Origin of the sequence: Streptomyces racemochromogenes, from assembly GCF_044129415.1 — a bacterium.
In the GTDB taxonomy this organism is placed as follows: Bacteria; Actinomycetota; Actinomycetes; order Streptomycetales; family Streptomycetaceae; genus Streptomyces; species Streptomyces racemochromogenes_A.
In genome coordinates, this window is the sequence record NZ_JBBDHD010000029.1 from 39272 (window position 1) to 56370 (window position 17099).

The window sequence follows — 17099 nt, forward strand, 5'->3', positions numbered from 1 at the left end:
GCCTGTGCTCCTCAGACATAGCAGGCTGCGCTTGCATCTGTTGAATGTCCCCTCGGTTTTCGAGGCCCCTACCCCTTGTGGGGATGGGCTTCCTTGGCTGTCCGGCTTCATCGGCAGATGCCGATAAGGGCTCCCGGCGTAGCAGTACCTACGACTTTCTGTCCGTAACCGGAGCCCTTTCCCACATGACGAGCAGCACCGAGACCACCGCCACCACCACTCCGCAGGTAGCGGTCAACGACATCGGTAACGCGGAAGCCTTCCTGGCCGCGATCGACGAGACGATCAAGTACTTCAACGACGGCGACATCGTCGACGGCGTCATCGTGAAGGTCGACCGGGACGAGGTCCTGCTCGACATCGGTTACAAGACGGAAGGCGTGATCCCGAGCCGCGAGCTCTCGATCAAGCACGACGTCGACCCGAACGAGGTCGTCAAGGTCGGTGACGAGATCGAGGCCCTGGTTCTCCAGAAGGAGGACAAGGAAGGCCGCCTGATCCTGTCCAAGAAGCGCGCTCAGTACGAGCGTGCCTGGGGCACGATCGAGAAGATCAAGGAAGAGGACGGCATCGTCACCGGTACCGTCATCGAGGTCGTCAAGGGTGGTCTCATCCTCGACATCGGCCTCCGCGGCTTCCTCCCGGCCTCCCTGGTCGAGATGCGTCGCGTCCGCGACCTCCAGCCCTACGTGGGCAAGGAGCTCGAGGCGAAGATCATCGAGCTGGACAAGAACCGCAACAACGTGGTCCTGTCCCGCCGTGCCTGGCTGGAGCAGACCCAGTCCGAGGTCCGCCAGACGTTCCTCACCACCCTGCAGAAGGGTCAGGTCCGCTCCGGCGTCGTCTCCTCGATCGTCAACTTCGGTGCGTTCGTGGACCTGGGCGGCGTCGACGGCCTCGTGCACGTCTCCGAGCTGTCCTGGAAGCACATCGACCACCCGTCCGAGGTCGTCGAGGTCGGTCAGGAAGTCACCGTCGAGGTCCTCGACGTGGACATGGACCGCGAGCGCGTCTCCCTGTCGCTGAAGGCGACGCAGGAGGACCCGTGGCAGCAGTTCGCCCGGACCCACCAGATCGGCCAGGTCGTCCCGGGTAAGGTCACCAAGCTGGTTCCGTTCGGTGCGTTCGTCCGCGTGGACGAGGGCATCGAGGGTCTGGTCCACATCTCCGAGCTGGCCGAGCGCCACGTGGAGATCCCGGAGCAGGTCGTCCAGGTCAACGACGAGATCTTCGTCAAGGTCATCGACATCGACCTGGAGCGTCGCCGGATCTCGCTGTCCCTCAAGCAGGCCAACGAGTCCTTCGGTGCCGACCCGGCGTCGGTCGAGTTCGACCCGACCCTGTACGGCATGGCCGCGTCCTACGACGACCAGGGCAACTACATCTACCCCGAGGGCTTCGACCCCGAGACCAACGACTGGCTCGAGGGCTACGAGACCCAGCGCGAGACGTGGGAGCGCCAGTACGCCGAGGCGCAGGTCCGCTTCGAGCAGCACCAGGCGCAGGTCATCAAGAGCCGCGAGGCCGACGAGGCCGCTGCCGCCGCGGGCGAGACCGCCCCGGCCGCCGGTGGCAACGCCGGTGCGGGCATCTCCGGTGGCTCCTACTCCTCCGAGGGTGCGGACGAGACCTCCGGCGCCCTGGCGTCCGACGAGGCCCTGGCCGCGCTCCGCGAGAAGCTGGCCGGCGGCCAGAGCTGATCGCAGCCCAGCGAGTGCTCCACGCTCCGGCGTGAGGTGAGCTGAACGGCGAGGCCCGTCCCCTTCGGGGGGCGGGCCTCGTCGCGTTCCCCGCACCGGCCCCGTGCGGTGTTGCGTTCCGGTGAACAGTGCCAACTGGGGAATGGCCGGGCGCCCTTGGACGTTCTGTGAAGAGAACACGGCGAGAGGGAGGAGTGGTGAGGGTGCTTGATCCACAGGGTCTGTACGAATGGGACGCCAAGGGTCTGGCGGTGGCCGACCTGGCGCTCGCCCAGGACTCGGCCGGACTGGTCATGCTCTACCACTTCGAGGGGTACATCGACGCCGGCGAGACCGGGGAGCAGATCGTCGAGCGGCTGCTCGACACCCTGCCCCACCAGGTGGTGGCCCGCTTCGACGCGGACCGGCTGGTCGACTACCGGGCCCGCCGCCCCCTGCTGACCTTCCAGCGCGACCACTGGACGGAGTTCGAGGAGCCCCGCCTGGAAGTCCGCCTCGTCCAGGACGCCACCGGCGCGCCCTTCCTGCTCCTGTCCGGCCCCGAGCCCGACGTGGAATGGGAGCGCTTCGCCGTCGCCGTCCGCCAGATCGTCGAGCGGCTCGGCGTCCGGCTCTCGGTCAACTTCCACGGCATCCCCATGGGCGTCCCGCACACCCGGCCCGTCGGCATCACCCCGCACGGCAACCGCACCGACCTCATGCCCGGGCACCGCAGCCCCTTCGACGAGGCGCAGGTCCCCGGCAGCGCGGAATCACTGGTCGAGTTCCGCCTCGGCCAGGCCGGGCACGACGTGCTCGGCGTCGCGGCGCACGTCCCGCACTACGTCGCCCGCTCCCCCTACCCGGACGCGGCGCTCACCGCGCTGGAGGCGATCACGGCCGCGACCGGCCTGGTCCTCCCCGCCGTCGCGCACGCCCTGCGCACCGAGGCGCACCGCACCCAGACCGAGATCGACCGGCAGATCCGCGAGGGCGACGAGGAGCTCGTCAGCCTGGTCCAGGGGCTGGAGCACCAGTACGACGCCGCCGCCGGCGCCGAGACCCGGGGAAACATGATCGCCGAGCCGGCCGAGATCCCGACGGCCGACGAGATCGGCCGCGAGTTCGAGCGGTTCCTCGCCGAGCGCGAGGGCGAGGCGTAGCGGAGCCGGGGGGATGCGGCCGGGGCCGTCCGGAGGCGGGGCGCTAGGGTGCTGGACATGCTGAAGGTGGGCCTGACAGGCGGAATCGGTGCCGGCAAGAGCGAGGTCTCGCGGCTGCTCGCGGGGTACGGGGCGGTCGTCGTGGACGCCGACCGGATCGCGCGGGAGGTCGTGGAGCCCGGTACACCGGGGCTCGCGGCCGTGGTGGAGGCCTTCGGGGAGTCCGTGCTGACCGCCGACGGGACGCTGGACCGGCCGAAGCTGGGGGCGATCGTCTTCGCCGACCCCGAGAAGCTCGCCACCCTGAACGCGATCGTGCACCCGCTGGTCGGGGCCCGGTCCGCCGAGCTGGAGGGGGCCGCGGGGCCCGACGCGATCGTGGTGCACGACGTGCCGCTGCTCACGGAGAACGGGCTCGCGCCCCTGTACGACCTGGTCGTCGTCGTGGACGCCGCGCCCGGAACCCAGCTCGCCCGGCTCACCGCGCTGCGCGGGATGACCGAGGAGGAGGCCCGCTCCCGCATGGCCGCGCAGGCCACCCGGGAACAGCGGCTGGCGGTGGCCACCCTGGTCATCGACAACGACGGCCCGCTGGAGGCGCTGGAGCCCCAGGTGCGCGGCGTGTGGCGGGAACTCACCGCACGGGCGGCGGCCCGGTAGCGGAGCGCTGCCGGGCCGTGACAGGGAACAACCGCGGCGCGGAAGCGCGTTGAGGGCGTGCGCAGAGGGAAGGAGACACACTGTGCCCGACACCACGCCCACGCCGCCGCCCCCGCGGGAGCCCGCCGGCCCCCCGAGCCCCGAGACGCACGTCATCGACTACCGGGCCGCCGAGCAGCTCCTCGCGGCCCGGGACCCGCGCGGCGCCGTCCGGTTGCTCGACTCCGTCATAGCCGCCCACCCCGAGAACACCGCCGCCCGGCTGCTGCGGGCCCGGGCGTTCTTCGCCGCGGCCCAGCTGCGGCCCGCGCAGCTGGAGTTCGAGCTCGTCCTGGAGCGGGAGCCGGACAACGCCTTCGCCCACTTCGCCCTGGCCCGCACCCACGAACGCGCCGGCCGGCCCGAGCGGGCCCGGCGGCACTTCCGGCTCGCCGCCGCCCTCGACCCGCAGCCCGAGTACCTGGCGGCGGCCCGCTTCGAGGGCTGAGGTCCCGGGCGCTTCGACGGCTGACGTCCCGCCCGCCTTCCGGGCGGGCGGCCCGGCCGTCAGCGGCTGCGCGGCGGTTCGTACGGGGGGATGTTCCGGCCGGGCTGGTAGTGCGGGCCCTGGTGGATGTGGTGCACCACGACGGCCAGGTCCACGGCGGCCAGCAGCGCCAGCGCCGCGCAGGCCGCGGCCCACCCGGGCCGCCCGGCCAGGCTGAACGCGGCCGCCCCGGCGGCGGCCCAGACCAGGCCCCACAGGCTGAGCCAGAACCGCAGCCGCAGCGGGCTGCGGGCGGTCAGCGGTTCGTTTCCGGTACGCATCGTCATCGCCTCGCCCTGACGGAGCCTCCTCCTCCTCGTCCATCGTCGCACCTTCGCCGGGTCTGGCGAACGCGCAGGTCAAAGGCCGTTGTCAGTGGTCGCGCCTAGACTCGGCAGCAGGAGAACCGCCACGACCGGGCGGGTCCGAGCACCAGGGAGGGGGATCCCGTGACCATGCCGCAGCCGCAGCCGCCGCAGTCGTTGGGGCGGCGGGCCGCCGTCTTCCTCCCCGCGGCCGTCCCCCGGGAGGGGCGGGTGGCGTTCTGGTGCCCCGAGGGGGAGCCGCTGCCCGAGGGCGCCGGGACCCTTCAACCGCTCCAGGTGGTGCGGCCGCACGGCTCCGGGGTCCGTACCCGCACCGTGCCCGCCGTGACCCTGTCCGTGGCCGAGGCCCTGCCCCTGCTGGTCCGGGCCGCCCGCAGCCCCGCCGCCCATCCCGCCACCCGCGCGTGGGGCACCGCCGCCGTGCAGGCGCTCTCCCTCGCCGCGCGGGGCCGCCTGCTGCCCGGGCTCACCCCCGACGGCGTCGACGCGTGGCGGGCCGGCCCGCTCGACGCCGATGACGTCGGCCACCTGCGGGCCGTCGCCGCCGCCCTCCCGTACGAGGGCCATGCCACCCCGCTCGCCGGGCGCCGCCCCCTGGCGCTGCCCGAGCCCGGGGCCCTGGTGCGTGCCTTCCTCGACGCCGTCGCCGACACCCTGCCCCGCACCCCGGCCGCGCCGTTCGCCGCCGGGCCGCCGTTCGCCGCGGTGGAGCCGCAGCGGGTGCCCGGGATGCAGGAGTGGGCCGCTCAGGTGGCCGTCGGAGCCGACGCCGGGGTGGGGATCTCCCTGCGGCTCGACCTGTCCGCCTTCCGGCTGTTCGACGAGGCCGAGCCGGAGGACGTCCGCCGCGCCGGGGCGGTCGTGGTCCAGGTGCACAGCCTCGCCGACCCGACCCTCGTGACGGACGCCGCGCAGCTGTGGGCCGGAGCCGCCGCGGCCGGGTTCGGGCCGCGCGCCCGGATCGACGCCGTACTCGCCCTGCGCCGGGCCGGCCGGGTCTGGCCGCCGCTGCTGCGCCTGCTCGACCAGCCCGTCCCCGACGCCCTCGCCCTGTCCGATCCGGAGCTCGAAGACCTCCTGGGCGCCGCCGCGACCCGGCTGGAGCGGGCCGGGGTCGTGGTGCGCTGGCCGCGCGAGCTCGCCCGTACCCTCACCGCGACCGCCGTCGTCCGGCAGGCCGCGCCCGGTTCCGCCATCGACGGCACCGCGTTCTTCGACGCCGCCTCGCTGTTCGCGTTCTCCTGGGAGCTCGCCCTGGGCGGCGAACGGCTCACTCCCTCCGAGATGGACGCCCTCGCCCAGGCCCACCGGCCGGTGGTGCGGCTGCGCGACCAGTGGGTGCGGGTCGATCCGGAGCTCGTGCGCAAGGCCCGCAAGCGGGAGTTGGGCCTGCTGGACCCGGTCGACGCGCTGGCCACCGTGCTGACGGGGACGGCCGAGGTCGACGGGGAGCCGGTGGAGGCCGTTCCCGTGGGGGCACTGGCGGCGCTGCGGGACCGGCTGACGGGGGAGCTGGGGCCGGTACCGGCTCCGGCGGGGCTGAAGGCGACGTTGCGGGACTACCAGCTGCGGGGCCTGGCGTGGCTGGACCTGATGACCTCGCTGGGGCTGGGGGGCTGTCTGGCCGACGACATGGGGTTGGGCAAGACGGTCACGCTGATCGCGCTGCACCTGCACCGGGCCCGTCCGGAGCCGACGCTGGTGGTGTGTCCGGCGTCGCTGCTGGGGAACTGGCAGCGGGAGATCGAGAGGTTCGCACCCGGAACCCCCGTGCGCCGTTTCCACGGCGGCGACCGCAGCCTGCACTCCCTGGAGGGCGGCTTCGTCCTCACCACCTACGGGACGATGCGGGCCTCGGCCGCGCGGCTGGCCGCCCAGAGCTGGGGCCTGGTCGTCGCGGACGAGGCGCAGCACGTCAAGAACCCGCATTCGGCGACGGCGAAGGCGCTGCGCACGATCCCGGCCCCGGCCCGGGTGGCGCTGACCGGTACCCCGGTGGAGAACAACCTCTCCGAGCTGTGGGCCCTCCTCGACTGGACCACGCCCGGACTGCTCGGCCCGCTCACCACCTTCAGGGCCCGCCACGCCCGCCCGGTGGAGCACCAGCAGGCGGAGGACGGGGGCAACGGGGCGGCCGTCGCCCGCCTGTCGGCGCTCGTACGCCCCTTCCTGCTGCGCCGCCGCAAGTCCGACCCGGGGATCGCGCCCGAACTGCCGCCGAAGACCGGGACCGACCACCCGGTGTCCCTGACCCGGGAGCAGGTCTCCCTCTACCAGGCGGCGGTGGAGGAGGCGATGGCGGTGATCGAGGGGAGCGAGGGCATCGAGCGGCGCGGCATGATCATGAAGCTGCTGGCCTCGCTCAAGCAGATCTGCAACCACCCCGCCCAGTACCTGCGGGAGGCCGATCCGCGCATTCCCCACCGCTCGGGGAAGCTCGCCCTGCTCGACGAACTGCTGGACACCATCCTGGCCGAGGGCGGCTCGGTCCTGGTCTTCACCCAGTACGTGACCATGGCGCGCATCCTCGAACGCCACCTCGCCGCCCGGAACGTCCCCACCCAGCTCCTGCACGGCGGCACCCCCGTGCCCCGCCGCGAGGAACTCGTCGACCGCTTCCAGTCCGGCGAGGTCCCCGTCTTCCTGCTCTCCCTCAAAGCCGCCGGAACCGGCCTCAACCTCACCCGCGCCGGCCACGTCATCCACTACGACCGCTGGTGGAACCCCGCCGTCGAGGAACAGGCCACCGACCGCGCCTACCGCATCGGCCAGACCCAGCCCGTCCAGGTCCACCGCATCATCGCCGAAGGCACCGTCGAGGACCGCATCGCCGAACTCCTCGCAGGCAAACGCGCCCTCGCCGACGCCGTCCTCGGCACCGGTGAGACCGCCCTCACCGAACTCACCGACCGCCAGCTGGCCGACCTCGTCTCCCTGCGGAGGCCCGCGTGATCACCGCGCGGGACGACCGCCGCCGCACCTTCGAGACCGTGCCCGCGGGGGCGCAGGCGCTGACCTGGTGGGGCCGGGCCTGGGTGCGGGCACTGGAAGAGCGCGCCCCGGACCCGGCCCGCCTGGCCCGCGGCCGTACCTACGCCGACGAGGGCCATGTCGACGCGGTCACGGTCACCCCGGGCCGGATCGTGGCCTACGTCCGGGGCAGCCGGGCCCGGCCCTACCGCACCGAACTCGCGCTGACCGCCTTCGAGGACGCCGAGTGGGCCGAAGTGCTGGAGGCGGTGGCGGCGGATCCCGCCGCGTTGGCCGCGCTCCTGGAGCGGGAGGTCCCCCGGTCCCTGGCCGAGCGGATCCTGCCGCGTGCGGGCGAGCTCGGGGCGCGCTGCTCCTGCCCGGACCCGGCACGGCCGCCCTGCAAGCACGCGGCGGCCCTCTGCTACCGGGCCGCCCGCCTCCTCGACACCGACCCGTTCGTCCTGCTGCTCCTGCGCGGCCGGGGCGAGCGGGAGCTCCTCGACGACCTGGCCCGGCGCAACGCCGCCCACGCCGCGCGGGAACGGCCCGACGCAGTCCCGGACTTCCCCGGCGTCCCTGCCCGGGCGGCCCTGGCCCGCAGGGAGCGGCCTCCGCTGCCCGCGCCGCTCGCCGCACCCGCGGCGGCGGGGCCGCCGCCCGCGTACCCCTCCGACCCGGCGGCGCCGGACCCGCTGGCGCTGGAGCAGCTCGCGGGCGACGCCGCGGCCCGCGCCCTGGCCCTGCTCACCACCGGCGAGGACCCGATCGGCGGCCTGGGGCTGTGGCAGGACGCGGTCCGGCTGGCCTCCGCGCATCCCACCGCCGGTCTCACCGGGGCCGCCCGCACCCTCTACCGCGATCTGGCCCGGGCCACCGGGCGGACCACCACCGACCTGGCCCGGGCGGCCGCCGCGTGGCGGCAGGGCGGCCTGCCCGCGCTCACCGTCCTCGACGAGCCGTGGGACCCGCCGGCCGGCCCCTTCGACCGGGCCCGTCCCGTGCTGCTCGCCGCCGGGCTGGGCTCCTTCCGCCCCGGTCGCAACCGCCTCACGGACCGCACGCGCCAGCTCCGGCTGGGCCGCGACGGCCTCTGGTACGCCTACGAGTGCCGTCCCGGGACGGACGACTGGTGGCCCACGGGCAGGCCGTCCCCGGACCCGCTCAGCGCACTGCGGGGCTGAGCCCGGCAGCCCAGGAGGACAGTTCGGCGAAGTCGCGGTCGCGCAGGCCGTGGCGGGGAAGGACGCGCAGCAGCAGGGCCGGGGCCGGATGGTGGTCGCGGACCCAGGCCCGGTCCTGCGGGGTGATCATGTCGTCGACCCACGCGAACGGCCGGCCGGCCGCCCAGTCGCTGAGGTGGCGGGTCTTCCAGGAGAGGCCGTCCGGATCGCGGGCGAAGAGCTCCGGCCAGTCCACGACGGGGAGGTCGTCGGGCAGGCCGATGTGCGGGGCGATCAGGGTGTTGGCCTGGTGCGTCCAGGCGGTGGCCCAGGCGATCTCGAAGGGCAGGGCGAGCAGGCGGGCGCCGTGCGAGGGGTGCAGGCGCACCCGGACGCCGCGCCGGGCACGGCGGGATTCGGGGTCGCGGTAGGACAGCCAGACGTCGGGGCGCATGCGGTGGCTGGTGTAGCCGCGCAGGCCCGCGGAGAGGGACCGGAAGGGGTTGAGCGGGCCGTCCACGTCCAGCAGGAGCAGCGGTCGTTCAGTCATGAAGTAGGCACTACCCAGTACACGATGGAGTGAAATGCCTACCGGCTCTATAACCCGAACGGGTCCACCGCGTTGTCTCCGGTACGGGCGCGACGCCCCTGAAACCCTCCGGAAGGCAGGAAGACTGATGCGTCATAGTCGTCGGAACGGTGTGATCGCGGCGGTGGTCGCGGGTGGCGGACTCGCGGTGGCGGGGGTGGCGGGCCTGGCCCACGCCGACGCGGACGCGGGCGGGTCGGCGGAGCGGTCGCCGGGTCTGCTCTCGGGGAACCTGGTGCAGCTGCCGGTGCACGTCCCGGTGAACGTGTGCGGGAACACCGTGAACGTGGCCGGCGTGCTCAACCCGGCGGCGGGCAACCGCTGTACCAACGCGGCCCAGGACGGCGGGCATCCCGATCCGAGGCCCTCCCATCCGGTGAAACCCGGGGGCTCCGGTCATGGGGGAGGGGCCGTGGCCGAGGGAGGCGGAAAGGATTCGCCGGGGGTGCTGTCCGGCAACGGCATCGAGCTCCCCGTCGAACTCCCGCTCAACGTCAGCGGGAACGCGGTGAGCGTCGTCGGCGTCGGCAACGGCTCCCACGGGAACACCTCCGTGAACGGCGAGACCCCCACCGGCGGCAAGCCGCCCCAGCCGCTGCCGCCCGTCACCGAGCGACCGGTCACCCCGCCCGCGGCACCCGCCCCCTCCCTGCCGCCCGGCGACACCGCGGCCCTCGCCCACACCGGCTCCGACGGGCTCGGGTACCTGCTGCCCGGAAGCGGCGCCCTGCTCTTCGGCGGGGTGCTCCTCTACCGCCGGTTCCGCGTCAACTGACCGTCCCGGTGCGCCATCCGGCGAGGATCGCGTCGATCCGCGCCGCCAGCCGGGCCCGGGCCTCGAACCGGTGCACCCCCGCCATCAGCAGCGCGTCGTACTCGGTGTCGGTGTGCCGCACGGCCGCCCGGACGGCCATCGACACCGCCTGCTCGTCCAGGGCCCGGCCCGCCGCCGTGCGGCCGACCCGGCCGCTGCCGCGCACCGAGGCGTGGGCGGCGATGGCCTGCGCCCGCTCGGGCGGGCAGCCGGGGAACAGCCGCAGGATCTCGGCGGCGAAGGCCGCCGTGAACCGTACGTCCTCCGCCGCGCGGCGCAGCCGGTCACGCTCCCGGCGCCGGGCCCGGGCATCGGCGTCGGCGAGGCAGGCGCGCTCGGCCCGGGCCAGCGCGGCGTCCTCGACCAGGAGCCCCTGCCGTTCGTAGCGGCGGCGCCCCCGGTGCCGGCGCACCACGACGGCCGAAAGAGAACTGGCCTCCCGCGCCCTGCGGGTGAGCGCCGCGTCGCCGCGCGGCAGGTACACGAGGTGGCCGAGGTCGGCGCAGTCCAGACAGCGTGGCACGCCGGACTCGCGGACGACGTGCCGCAGGGGACCCCGCCGGCACTCGGCGCAGTGGATCGGCCTCTGGCACTCGAAGACGACGAGACTCATGCCGTTGTGATACCGCCGACCGGACCCCCTATCACCTTGCGGAGGTGGGTTATTGGTTATTCGGAAAATCTGGCCAGACCTCATGGCCTCCGTCTAGCGTGAGCCGCCAAGGGGCGTAGTCGGGCTCGTGGGAGGAGAGCACATGGGCGGACGGCAGGCGACGAAGGAACGGCACCCGAGAACCAGGGTCCCCGCGGACCTCACCGGCCGGGAGGTGGTCATAGCACCCGGAGGCTGTACCGGCTGGCACTACCACCTCGTACCGCTGGTGGCGGTCGTCAGGGCCGGTACCCTCACCCGGGTCCTGTGCGACGACAGCGTCGAGGTCCACCCCGCCGGGGCCACCTTCGTCGAACCCGACGGCCACGACCACGTCCACCTCGGCCGTAACCTCGGCACCGAACCCGTCGTCCTCCACATCACCTGCGGGCTCTCCGACGACGACCCCTGGGCCGTCCCCGCCCCGACCCCGCTCGGCGCCACCCCCTGCGGCTGCCCGGAACACACCCCGTGACCCGCCCGTGAGCGCTGCCGTGGAGACCCCCGTCCACCACGGCACCACCTCCGGGCGGGCCCGCCCGGAGCCGGTCAGACCAGCCGGCGTATCTCCCCGCGCACCCGGTAGAAGCCCCCGGTCGCCGCGTGCAGACCGTCCACCACGTACCGGGCCCCGGCCTCCCGGATCCCGCGCGGGAACTGCACGTTCCAGCCGGGCTCGAAACCGTCCGACACCACCTGGACCCGCATCCGCCCGCCGACCTGCACGCACTCGACCACCACACCCCCGGACGGAACCGAGGCCACCGAGACCGTCGCCACCGCCGCGGCGGAGGCCGCCGGGGTGAAGACGGGCAGCGCCGCCGCCGACTTCACGTCCACGGCCGTCGGCACGGAACCCTGCTGGGCGGCCGCGATCGCCGCCCCGCTCGCGTCCACGCACACCAGCGAGCCGTCCGTCGTCACCAGGTACAGCCGCTCGTCCAGGTACTGCATCGACAGCGCCGACCCGCCGCCGGTGCCCAGCTTCCACAGCCGCCGCCCGTCGGCGTCGAAGCAGTACACCGAGGACGAGGAGTCACCGGCGAACACGTGCCGGCCGTCCGGCGACGTCGCGCACGAGTACACCGCCGCGTCGCAGGGGTACGACGCCTCGACCGCGCCCGTCGCCTTCGACAGGCGCTGCACGGTGTTGCGCGCCGTCCCCGCGTACACCGCGTGCTGCTCCTGCCAGCCGAACAGCACCCCGCCCGGGGTCCTGGTGTGCCACAACTGGCCCGTGCCGTCCGCCGCGTAGGCCGTCACACCGCCGCTGTGGCCGTGGTACACCGCCCGCTCGTCCGCGCGGACCATCCAGGCGCCGCCGCCGGCCGACTTGCGGGACCACTGGTGCTCGTCCTCGTGGTCGATGACCGTCAGGCCGCCGTTGGCGTCCGACACGTTGAGGACGCCCTCGTGGATGTCGAGCCAGTAGATGTCCACATCGGCGGCTATCGCGTACGCCCCGAACGGGACCTTGGACGAAAGGTCGTAGACCGTGCCGTCGTCACAGCCCGCGTAGATCCAGAACTCGTCCGCGACCAGGCACTTCACCCCGTCCGGCAGGGAGTACCGGGCGAGCACCTCACCGCCGTGGCTCAGCGTGTAGACGTCGCCCGCCTGGTTGCCGACCCAGCAGCGGTCCTCGTCCACGTGGATGCCGAAGGCCGCGGAGCCGGTGCGGAACCGCCACAGCACCGGGGCCACCGCGCGGGCCGTCGACGGCGCCGACGCCACCTGCCGCCGGGTCACCGCCCGCGCGGCCCGCGCCCCCCGCACCGCCGGGGCGTACCCCTTGCGGACCTTCTCCCCGACCTTCTTGGCGGCGGCCGCCCGGGCCTTCTCCACCGTCGGGAACGACGAGCTCTGCAACTGGCCGGCCGCGCCGATGCGGCCGTACCGCACGGAAACGACGACGCCGTCCACGGTCACCTCGTAGAACTTGTGCGCCGCGCCGTCTTCCTGCGACAGCTCCAGGTACGTCGTCTCCCGAGCCATGACAAACCCCTCCCCAAGAGTCGGGCCGCCGGCTCCTGTCCACCGGTGATCCCTCGTGAAAAACGCTAAGGGCGACCACTGACAATGGGCTGGTGAAGCTGGAAGCGATCACCTGGCAGCGGATGGCCGAGCGGCTCGCCGGCCACCTCGACGCGACGCCCCCGGAGCCCGGGGCGTGGCAGCGCGTGGGCGTCGACGGCGCGCCCGCCGCCGACACCGCGGTCCTGGCGGGAGAGCTGGCCGACGCCCTGCGCCTGCGCGGCCGTTCCGTGCTGGTGGTGGCGGCCGGGGGGTTCCTGCGGCCGGCGTCGCTGCGGTTCGAGTTCGGACGCCAGGACGTGGACGCGTACCTCGGCGGCTGGTACGACACGGGCGCGCTCTGGCGGGAGGTCTTCGCGCCGACGGACCCGGGCGGCACCGGCCGCGTCCTGCCCGACCTGTGGGACCCGGCGACCGACCGCGCCACCCGCAGCCCGTACACCGAACTCCCCCCGGGCGGCGTCCTGATCGTGCACGGCCCCCTGCTGCTGGGGCACTGGTTCCCCTTCGACCTGAGCGTCCACATCAGCCTCTCGGAGGGGGCGCTGGCCCGGCGGACGCCGGCCGCCGAGCACTGGACGCTGCCGGCGTTCGCCCGCTACGCGCGGGAGACGGACCCCGGGTCGGCGGCCGACGCGCTCGTCCGCGCGGACGACCCCCGCCACCCGGCCTGGACCGGGCTCCGCCGCCCGTAGCGCGCCGCCGCGCGGGGCGACACCCCCGCGGCTTCGCCGTGTCCTCGGGCTGCCCCCGGGAGGGGCGCGCGGCGGCGGTGTGGTCAGGGGCGGCCGCCCAGGTGGGTTATCGCCCGGGCCGCCGCGCGGCAGCCCGCGCGCGCCGCCTCCGGTGGGGTGGCGCCGCGGAGGCGGGCCGCCAGGAAGGCGCCGGTGAAGGCGTCGCCCGCGCCCGTGGTGTCCACCGCGTCCGCCGGTTCCGCCTCGACCTCGGCCGTGATCCGGCCGGCCTCGGCGACGAGGGCCCCGCCCGTGCCCCGCGTCACCACCACCAGCGGGATCCGGCGGCTGAGGGACTCCGCGGCCCGGGCCGTGTCCGGGACGCCGGCCAGCAGGCGGGCCTCGTCCTCGTTCGGCAGCAGGACCGCGGCCCCCGCCACCGCCGCCAGGAAGGCCCCGGGGCCCAGTCCGGCCAGGAACCGCGCCGACGCCGGGTCCACGCTGACCGGCACGTCCCGGGCCCGCGCGGCCCGCAGGGCGACCAGGGCCAGCTCACGGCTGGGTTCGGCGAAGAACAGGTAGCCCGACAGGTGGAGGTGGGCCGCCCCGTCCAGCAGCGCGGGCGACCAGTCGGCCGGGCACAGCCGCAGCGAGGCCCCGCTGTCGGTCAGGAACGTCCGCTCCGCGTCCGCCCCGACCAGCGCCACCACCGTCCCGGTCGGCTCCGCCGGGTCCACCACCAGCCGGGGCCGTACCCCGGCGTCGACCAGCGCCCGCTCGTGCCAGCGCGCCGACTCGCAGCCCACCCGGGCGAGGAGCCGTACCTCGGCGGTGCCCGTACGGGCCGCCCAGCAGGCCGCGTTGGCGCCGGCGCCGCCGGGCAGGGTGCGGATCCGGGCCGCGGTGTCGGTGGCCGGGGCGAGGGGCTCGCGGTGCACCGCCACCACGTCCGTGACCACGTCCCCGACGACCACCAGCGCCCCCGTCATGCCAGGGCCGCCCACGCTCCGGCGATCCGGGCGCCGAGCCGCACGTTGCCCCGTACCGCGGCCAGGTTGGCCTCCAGCGAGGACCCGCCCGTCGCCCGCACGAGGAACTCCAGCAGGAACGGTGTCACCGCCTGCCCGGTGATCCCGCGCTCCCGGCACTCGGCCAGGGCCTCCGCGAGGACGCGGTCGTGCAGCCGCGGGTCCAACTGCTCGGAGACCGGCACCGGGTTGGCCACCACCAGGGCCGATTCCGGCCCCGCCAGCGCGTCCTGGGCCGCCATCATGTCCGCCACCGCCTCCGGCCGCTCCACCGTCCAGTCGACGGGCTCACCGGAGTCCGCCAGGTAGAAGCCGGGGAAGGTGCGCGTCCCGAAGCCGACGACCCCGACGCCGAGCGTCTCCAGCCGCTGGAGCGTCGCGGGGACGTCCAGGATGGACTTCACGCCCGCGCACACCACCGTGATCCGGGTCCGGGCCAGCAGGGACAGGTCCGCCGACTCGTCCTGGGTCTGCGCGAACTCCCGGTGCACCCCGCCCAGCCCGCCCGTGGCGAACACCCGCAGGCCGGCCCGCGCCGCCAGGAAGGCCGTCGCCGAGACCGTCGTCGCACCCGTGGCACCCGTCGCGAGGGCCGGGGCCAGGTCGCGGTGGCCGAGCTTGCGCACGCCCTCGCCCGCCGCGATCCGCTCCAGACGGGCCTTGTCCAGGCCGGCGTACGCCACCCCGTCGACCACCGCCACCGTCGCGGGGACCGCGCCCTGCTCCCGTACCAGTTCCTCCAGTTCCAGGCCCACGGCCAGATTGCGCGGGCGGGGCAGGCCGTGCGCGATGATCGTCGACTCCAGGGCGACGACGGGCCTGCGCGCGGCCAGCGCCTCGCGGACCTCTTCCGACAGGACCGGGACCTCGGGTGCTGTGTGCTGTGGCATGTCCCCATCCATGGCACGGGACGCGCGCCCCCAAACGCGCCCCTCCCGACTCCGGCGCGAAGCCGCCCCCTCCGGCTCGACGGAGTGACGGGTCCTCCGCGTCGGCGCTGGACGCTCTGATCACCCCGTGGCCGGTGCGGCCGTCCTAGGCTGGCGCACCATGAGCACCAGTGACCACAACGCCCCCGCCTCCTTCGCCGTTTCCGTCACGGACGTCCCCGACGCCGAGCTGGAGGCCGAGGACCTCGACCCGTCCCAGATCGTCTCCGGCAGCCCCGTGGTGACGGGAAAGGTGCTCTGGGAGTCCGCCGACGGCTCCCAGATCCGGGGCATCTGGCAGATCACCCCCGGGGTGGTCACCGACACCGAGGCCGACGAACTGTTCGTGGTCGTCAGCGGCCGCGCCACCGTCGAGGTCGAGGGCGGTCCCACGCTGGAGGTGGGACCCGGCTCCGCGTGCGTGCTGCGTGAGGGCGACAAGACCACGTGGACGGTGCACGAGACGCTGCGCAAGGCCTACCACATCAACCTCTGACGCCCCGCCGCCCGCCGCCGGGGCCCCGCCCTACCGCCCGGCGGCCGTCGGGTGCCGACGCGCCGTGAACAGGGCCAGGGCCGCCATCGGCAGCAGCAGCGCGGCGCCGACGGCGTTGAGCCAGCCGTAGCCGGCCCGGGACATGACCAGCCCGGCGGCCGCGCCGCCCACGCCCGCCGCGGCGTTCATCGTCAGGTCGCTCAGGCCCTGCACGGCGGCCCGCGCGGCCTGCGGCACCGAGTCGGTCAGCAGCGCCGAGCCGGAGACCATGCCGGCGGACCAGCCGAGGCCGAGCAGGAAGAGGCCGGCCGCGCTCTGCGCGTGGTTCCCGGCGGCCGTACCGGCGAGCAGGGCGGCGAGCGAGAGCAGCCCGGCCGCGAGGCCGATCACGGAGAACCGTCCGAGCCGGTCGGCGAGCCAGCCCATGACGGGCGAGAACGCGAACATGCCGGCGATGTGCCCGCTGATCACGAGTCCGACCAGCTTGAGGCCCGCGCCGTGGTGGCCGAGGTCCACCGGGGTCATCACCATGATCGAGACCATGGTGGTGTGCGACACCGCCACGGTGAGCAGGGCGAGCCGGGCCCGCGGCGAGGCCTTGACGGCGGCGAGGCCGGCGCGCAGCGAGCGGCCCTGGCGGGACTCCTCCCCGGGCCCGGCCAGCGCGCGGGCGGTCAGGAGCGGGTCGGGGCGCAGGAGGACGCCGAGCAGGGTGCCGGTGAGGACGAAGACGGCGCCGGCCCAGACGAAGGGCCCCGCCGTCTGGGGTATGGAGGTGCCGGCGAAGCTGTCGCTCGCCGGGGCGGAGAGGTTCGGGCCGAGCACGGCGCCGATGGTGGAGGCCCAGACCACCAGCGAGATCGCGCGGGCCCGCCGGTCGGGGGCGGCGAGGTCGGCGGCGGCGAAGCGGGCCTGGAGGTTGGCGGAGGAGGCGGCGCCGAAGGCGGCCATGCCGAGCATGAGCAGCGGGAAGCTCTTCACGGAGGCGGCCAGGACGACCAGGCCCGCCCCGAGCGTGCCGATGGCGTACCCCGCCAGCAGCCCGGCCCGGCGCCCGCGGGCGGTGGTCAGGGCGGCGAGCGGCAGGGAGACCAGGGCGGTACCGATCACCGCGGCGGTGGAGGCGAACCCGGAGAGGGCCTCGGTGCCGCTGATCTCGGTGGCGAGGACGGGGGCCAGGGCGATGCTGATCGGCACGCCCAGGCCCCCCAGCATCTGGCCGGCCATCAGCACCGCGGAGATCCGCCGCTGGATGCGCGGCAGCTCCGCGGCGGTGACGGACGGGGCGGCTCCCCGGGCCGCGGGGGAGGCCGCGGGCGGGGTCGCGGGGGAGGCGGTCACGCCGGACACCCCCGTCGCGGGCGTGCGGGCGGGGTGTCCGGGGCGGGACGGTGCG

17 protein-coding genes are annotated in these 17099 nt (G+C 74.7%); 10 read left to right on the plus strand and 7 right to left on the minus strand.

All coding sequences use genetic code 11. The features are described 5' to 3' along the window. Positions 1 to 185: 185 nt before the first annotated feature. The 4 genes from rpsA (at position 186) to WDV06_RS14180 (ending at position 3989) form a co-directional block, all read left to right on the plus strand. Positions 186 to 1700: a 30S ribosomal protein S1 gene (gene rpsA, locus WDV06_RS14165; RefSeq protein WP_042812805.1), complete on the plus strand. Its 1515-nt coding sequence runs from the start codon at positions 186 to 188 to the stop codon at positions 1698 to 1700. Positions 1701 to 1903: 203 nt separating this feature from the next. Continuing rightward, on the plus strand, positions 1904 to 2842 hold the full coding sequence (locus WDV06_RS14170) for a PAC2 family protein (RefSeq protein ID WP_395510068.1): 939 nt from the start codon (positions 1904 to 1906) through the stop codon (positions 2840 to 2842). Between the two features lie 57 nt (positions 2843 to 2899). Beyond that, entirely contained in the window at positions 2900 to 3502 is a 603-nt protein-coding gene (gene coaE / locus WDV06_RS14175) for a dephospho-CoA kinase (RefSeq protein WP_395510069.1), read from the plus strand. A gap of 82 nt (positions 3503 to 3584) precedes the next feature. Then, positions 3585 to 3989 (plus strand): tetratricopeptide repeat protein, encoded by a 405-nt coding sequence (locus WDV06_RS14180; RefSeq protein ID WP_395510070.1) that lies wholly within the window; start codon positions 3585 to 3587, stop codon positions 3987 to 3989. Between the two features lie 59 nt (positions 3990 to 4048). Here the strand turns inward: WDV06_RS14180 and WDV06_RS14185 are convergent, their stop codons facing one another. Continuing rightward, positions 4049 to 4309 (minus strand): DUF6343 family protein, encoded by a 261-nt coding sequence (locus tag WDV06_RS14185; protein ID WP_395510071.1) that lies wholly within the window; start codon positions 4307 to 4309, stop codon positions 4049 to 4051. Positions 4310 to 4483: 174 nt separating this feature from the next. On the opposite strand from WDV06_RS14185, the gene WDV06_RS14190 reads away from it, so the two are divergent. Further along, positions 4484 to 7306 (plus strand): DEAD/DEAH box helicase, encoded by a 2823-nt coding sequence (locus WDV06_RS14190; protein WP_395510100.1) that lies wholly within the window; start codon positions 4484 to 4486, stop codon positions 7304 to 7306. Further along, positions 7303 to 8508, plus strand: coding sequence for an SWIM zinc finger family protein (locus tag WDV06_RS14195; RefSeq protein WP_395510072.1), 1206 nt, complete (start codon positions 7303 to 7305; stop codon positions 8506 to 8508). The genes WDV06_RS14190 and WDV06_RS14195 overlap by 4 nt, the downstream gene beginning before the upstream one ends. Here the strand turns inward: WDV06_RS14195 and WDV06_RS14200 are convergent. After that, positions 8489 to 9037 (minus strand): hypothetical protein, encoded by a 549-nt coding sequence (locus tag WDV06_RS14200; RefSeq protein WP_395510073.1) that lies wholly within the window; start codon positions 9035 to 9037, stop codon positions 8489 to 8491. The two genes, WDV06_RS14195 and WDV06_RS14200, sit on opposite strands and share 20 nt — an antisense overlap. 127 nt (positions 9038 to 9164) lie before the next feature. Here WDV06_RS14200 and WDV06_RS14205 point away from each other — a divergent pair, with 127 nt between their 5' ends. Continuing rightward, entirely contained in the window at positions 9165 to 9851 is a 687-nt protein-coding gene (locus tag WDV06_RS14205) for a chaplin (protein ID WP_395510074.1), read from the plus strand. Here the strand turns inward: WDV06_RS14205 and WDV06_RS14210 are convergent. After that, entirely contained in the window at positions 9844 to 10503 is a 660-nt protein-coding gene (locus WDV06_RS14210) for a DUF2293 domain-containing protein (RefSeq protein ID WP_395510075.1), read from the minus strand. The genes WDV06_RS14205 and WDV06_RS14210 overlap by 8 nt on opposite strands. Before the next feature lie 142 nt (positions 10504 to 10645). On the opposite strand from WDV06_RS14210, the gene WDV06_RS14215 reads away from it, so the two are divergent. Continuing rightward, positions 10646 to 11017 carry a cupin domain-containing protein gene (locus tag WDV06_RS14215; RefSeq protein ID WP_395510076.1) on the plus strand — a complete coding sequence of 124 codons (372 nt, stop codon included), beginning with the start codon at positions 10646 to 10648 and terminating at the stop codon, positions 11015 to 11017. A gap of 74 nt (positions 11018 to 11091) precedes the next feature. Here the strand turns inward: WDV06_RS14215 and WDV06_RS14220 are convergent, their stop codons facing one another. Continuing rightward, complete coding sequence (locus WDV06_RS14220; RefSeq protein ID WP_395510077.1) at positions 11092 to 12537, minus strand: WGR domain-containing protein; 1446 nt, start codon at positions 12535 to 12537, stop codon at positions 11092 to 11094. 92 nt (positions 12538 to 12629) lie between these two features. On the opposite strand from WDV06_RS14220, the gene WDV06_RS14225 reads away from it, so the two are divergent. Further along, positions 12630 to 13271, plus strand: coding sequence for a nucleoside/nucleotide kinase family protein (locus tag WDV06_RS14225; RefSeq protein WP_395510078.1), 642 nt, complete (start codon positions 12630 to 12632; stop codon positions 13269 to 13271). Between the two features lie 83 nt (positions 13272 to 13354). Here the strand turns inward: WDV06_RS14225 and WDV06_RS14230 are convergent, their stop codons facing one another. Both WDV06_RS14230 and WDV06_RS14235 read right to left on the minus strand, forming a co-directional pair. Further along, on the minus strand, positions 13355 to 14239 hold the full coding sequence (locus tag WDV06_RS14230; RefSeq protein ID WP_395510079.1) for a carbohydrate kinase family protein: 885 nt from the start codon (positions 14237 to 14239) through the stop codon (positions 13355 to 13357). Continuing rightward, positions 14236 to 15168: a pseudouridine-5'-phosphate glycosidase gene (locus WDV06_RS14235; RefSeq protein WP_395510080.1), complete on the minus strand. Its 933-nt coding sequence runs from the start codon at positions 15166 to 15168 to the stop codon at positions 14236 to 14238. Before WDV06_RS14235 ends, WDV06_RS14230 begins: the two co-directional genes overlap by 4 nt. 160 nt (positions 15169 to 15328) lie before the next feature. Between WDV06_RS14235 and WDV06_RS14240 the strand changes: the two genes are divergently transcribed. After that, entirely contained in the window at positions 15329 to 15703 is a 375-nt protein-coding gene (locus WDV06_RS14240) for a cupin domain-containing protein (RefSeq protein WP_395510081.1), read from the plus strand. A 30-nt stretch (positions 15704 to 15733) separates the two neighbouring features. Here WDV06_RS14240 and WDV06_RS14245 read toward each other — a convergent pair whose 3' ends face one another. Further along, positions 15734 to 16930, minus strand: coding sequence for an MFS transporter (locus WDV06_RS14245; RefSeq protein ID WP_395510101.1), 1197 nt, complete (start codon positions 16928 to 16930; stop codon positions 15734 to 15736). Positions 16931 to 17099 lie beyond the last annotated feature (169 nt).

Excerpts from the sequence above, each read along its gene's own strand:
- WDV06_RS14190 (WP_395510100.1), top strand. The coding sequence starts at position 4,484 with ATGCCGCAGCCGCAGCCGCCGCAGTCGTTGGGGCGGCGGGCCGCCGTC.
- rpsA (WP_042812805.1), top strand. The coding sequence starts at position 186 with ATGACGAGCAGCACCGAGACCACCGCCACCACCACTCCGCAGGTAGCG.
- WDV06_RS14200 (WP_395510073.1), bottom strand. The coding sequence starts at position 9,037 with ATGACTGAACGACCGCTGCTCCTGCTGGACGTGGACGGCCCGCTCAAC.
- WDV06_RS14240 (WP_395510081.1), top strand. The coding sequence starts at position 15,329 with ATGAGCACCAGTGACCACAACGCCCCCGCCTCCTTCGCCGTTTCCGTC.
- WDV06_RS14230 (WP_395510079.1), bottom strand. The coding sequence starts at position 14,239 with ATGACGGGGGCGCTGGTGGTCGTCGGGGACGTGGTCACGGACGTGGTG.
- WDV06_RS14205 (WP_395510074.1), top strand. The coding sequence starts at position 9,165 with ATGCGTCATAGTCGTCGGAACGGTGTGATCGCGGCGGTGGTCGCGGGT.
- WDV06_RS14235 (WP_395510080.1), bottom strand. The coding sequence starts at position 15,168 with ATGCCACAGCACACAGCACCCGAGGTCCCGGTCCTGTCGGAAGAGGTC.
- WDV06_RS14185 (WP_395510071.1), bottom strand. The coding sequence starts at position 4,309 with ATGCGTACCGGAAACGAACCGCTGACCGCCCGCAGCCCGCTGCGGCTG.
- WDV06_RS14215 (WP_395510076.1), top strand. The coding sequence starts at position 10,646 with ATGGGCGGACGGCAGGCGACGAAGGAACGGCACCCGAGAACCAGGGTC.
- WDV06_RS14210 (WP_395510075.1), bottom strand. The coding sequence starts at position 10,503 with ATGAGTCTCGTCGTCTTCGAGTGCCAGAGGCCGATCCACTGCGCCGAG.
- WDV06_RS14220 (WP_395510077.1), bottom strand. The coding sequence starts at position 12,537 with ATGGCTCGGGAGACGACGTACCTGGAGCTGTCGCAGGAAGACGGCGCG.
- WDV06_RS14245 (WP_395510101.1), bottom strand. The coding sequence starts at position 16,930 with ATGGCCGGCCAGATGCTGGGGGGCCTGGGCGTGCCGATCAGCATCGCC.
- coaE (WP_395510069.1), top strand. The coding sequence starts at position 2,900 with ATGCTGAAGGTGGGCCTGACAGGCGGAATCGGTGCCGGCAAGAGCGAG.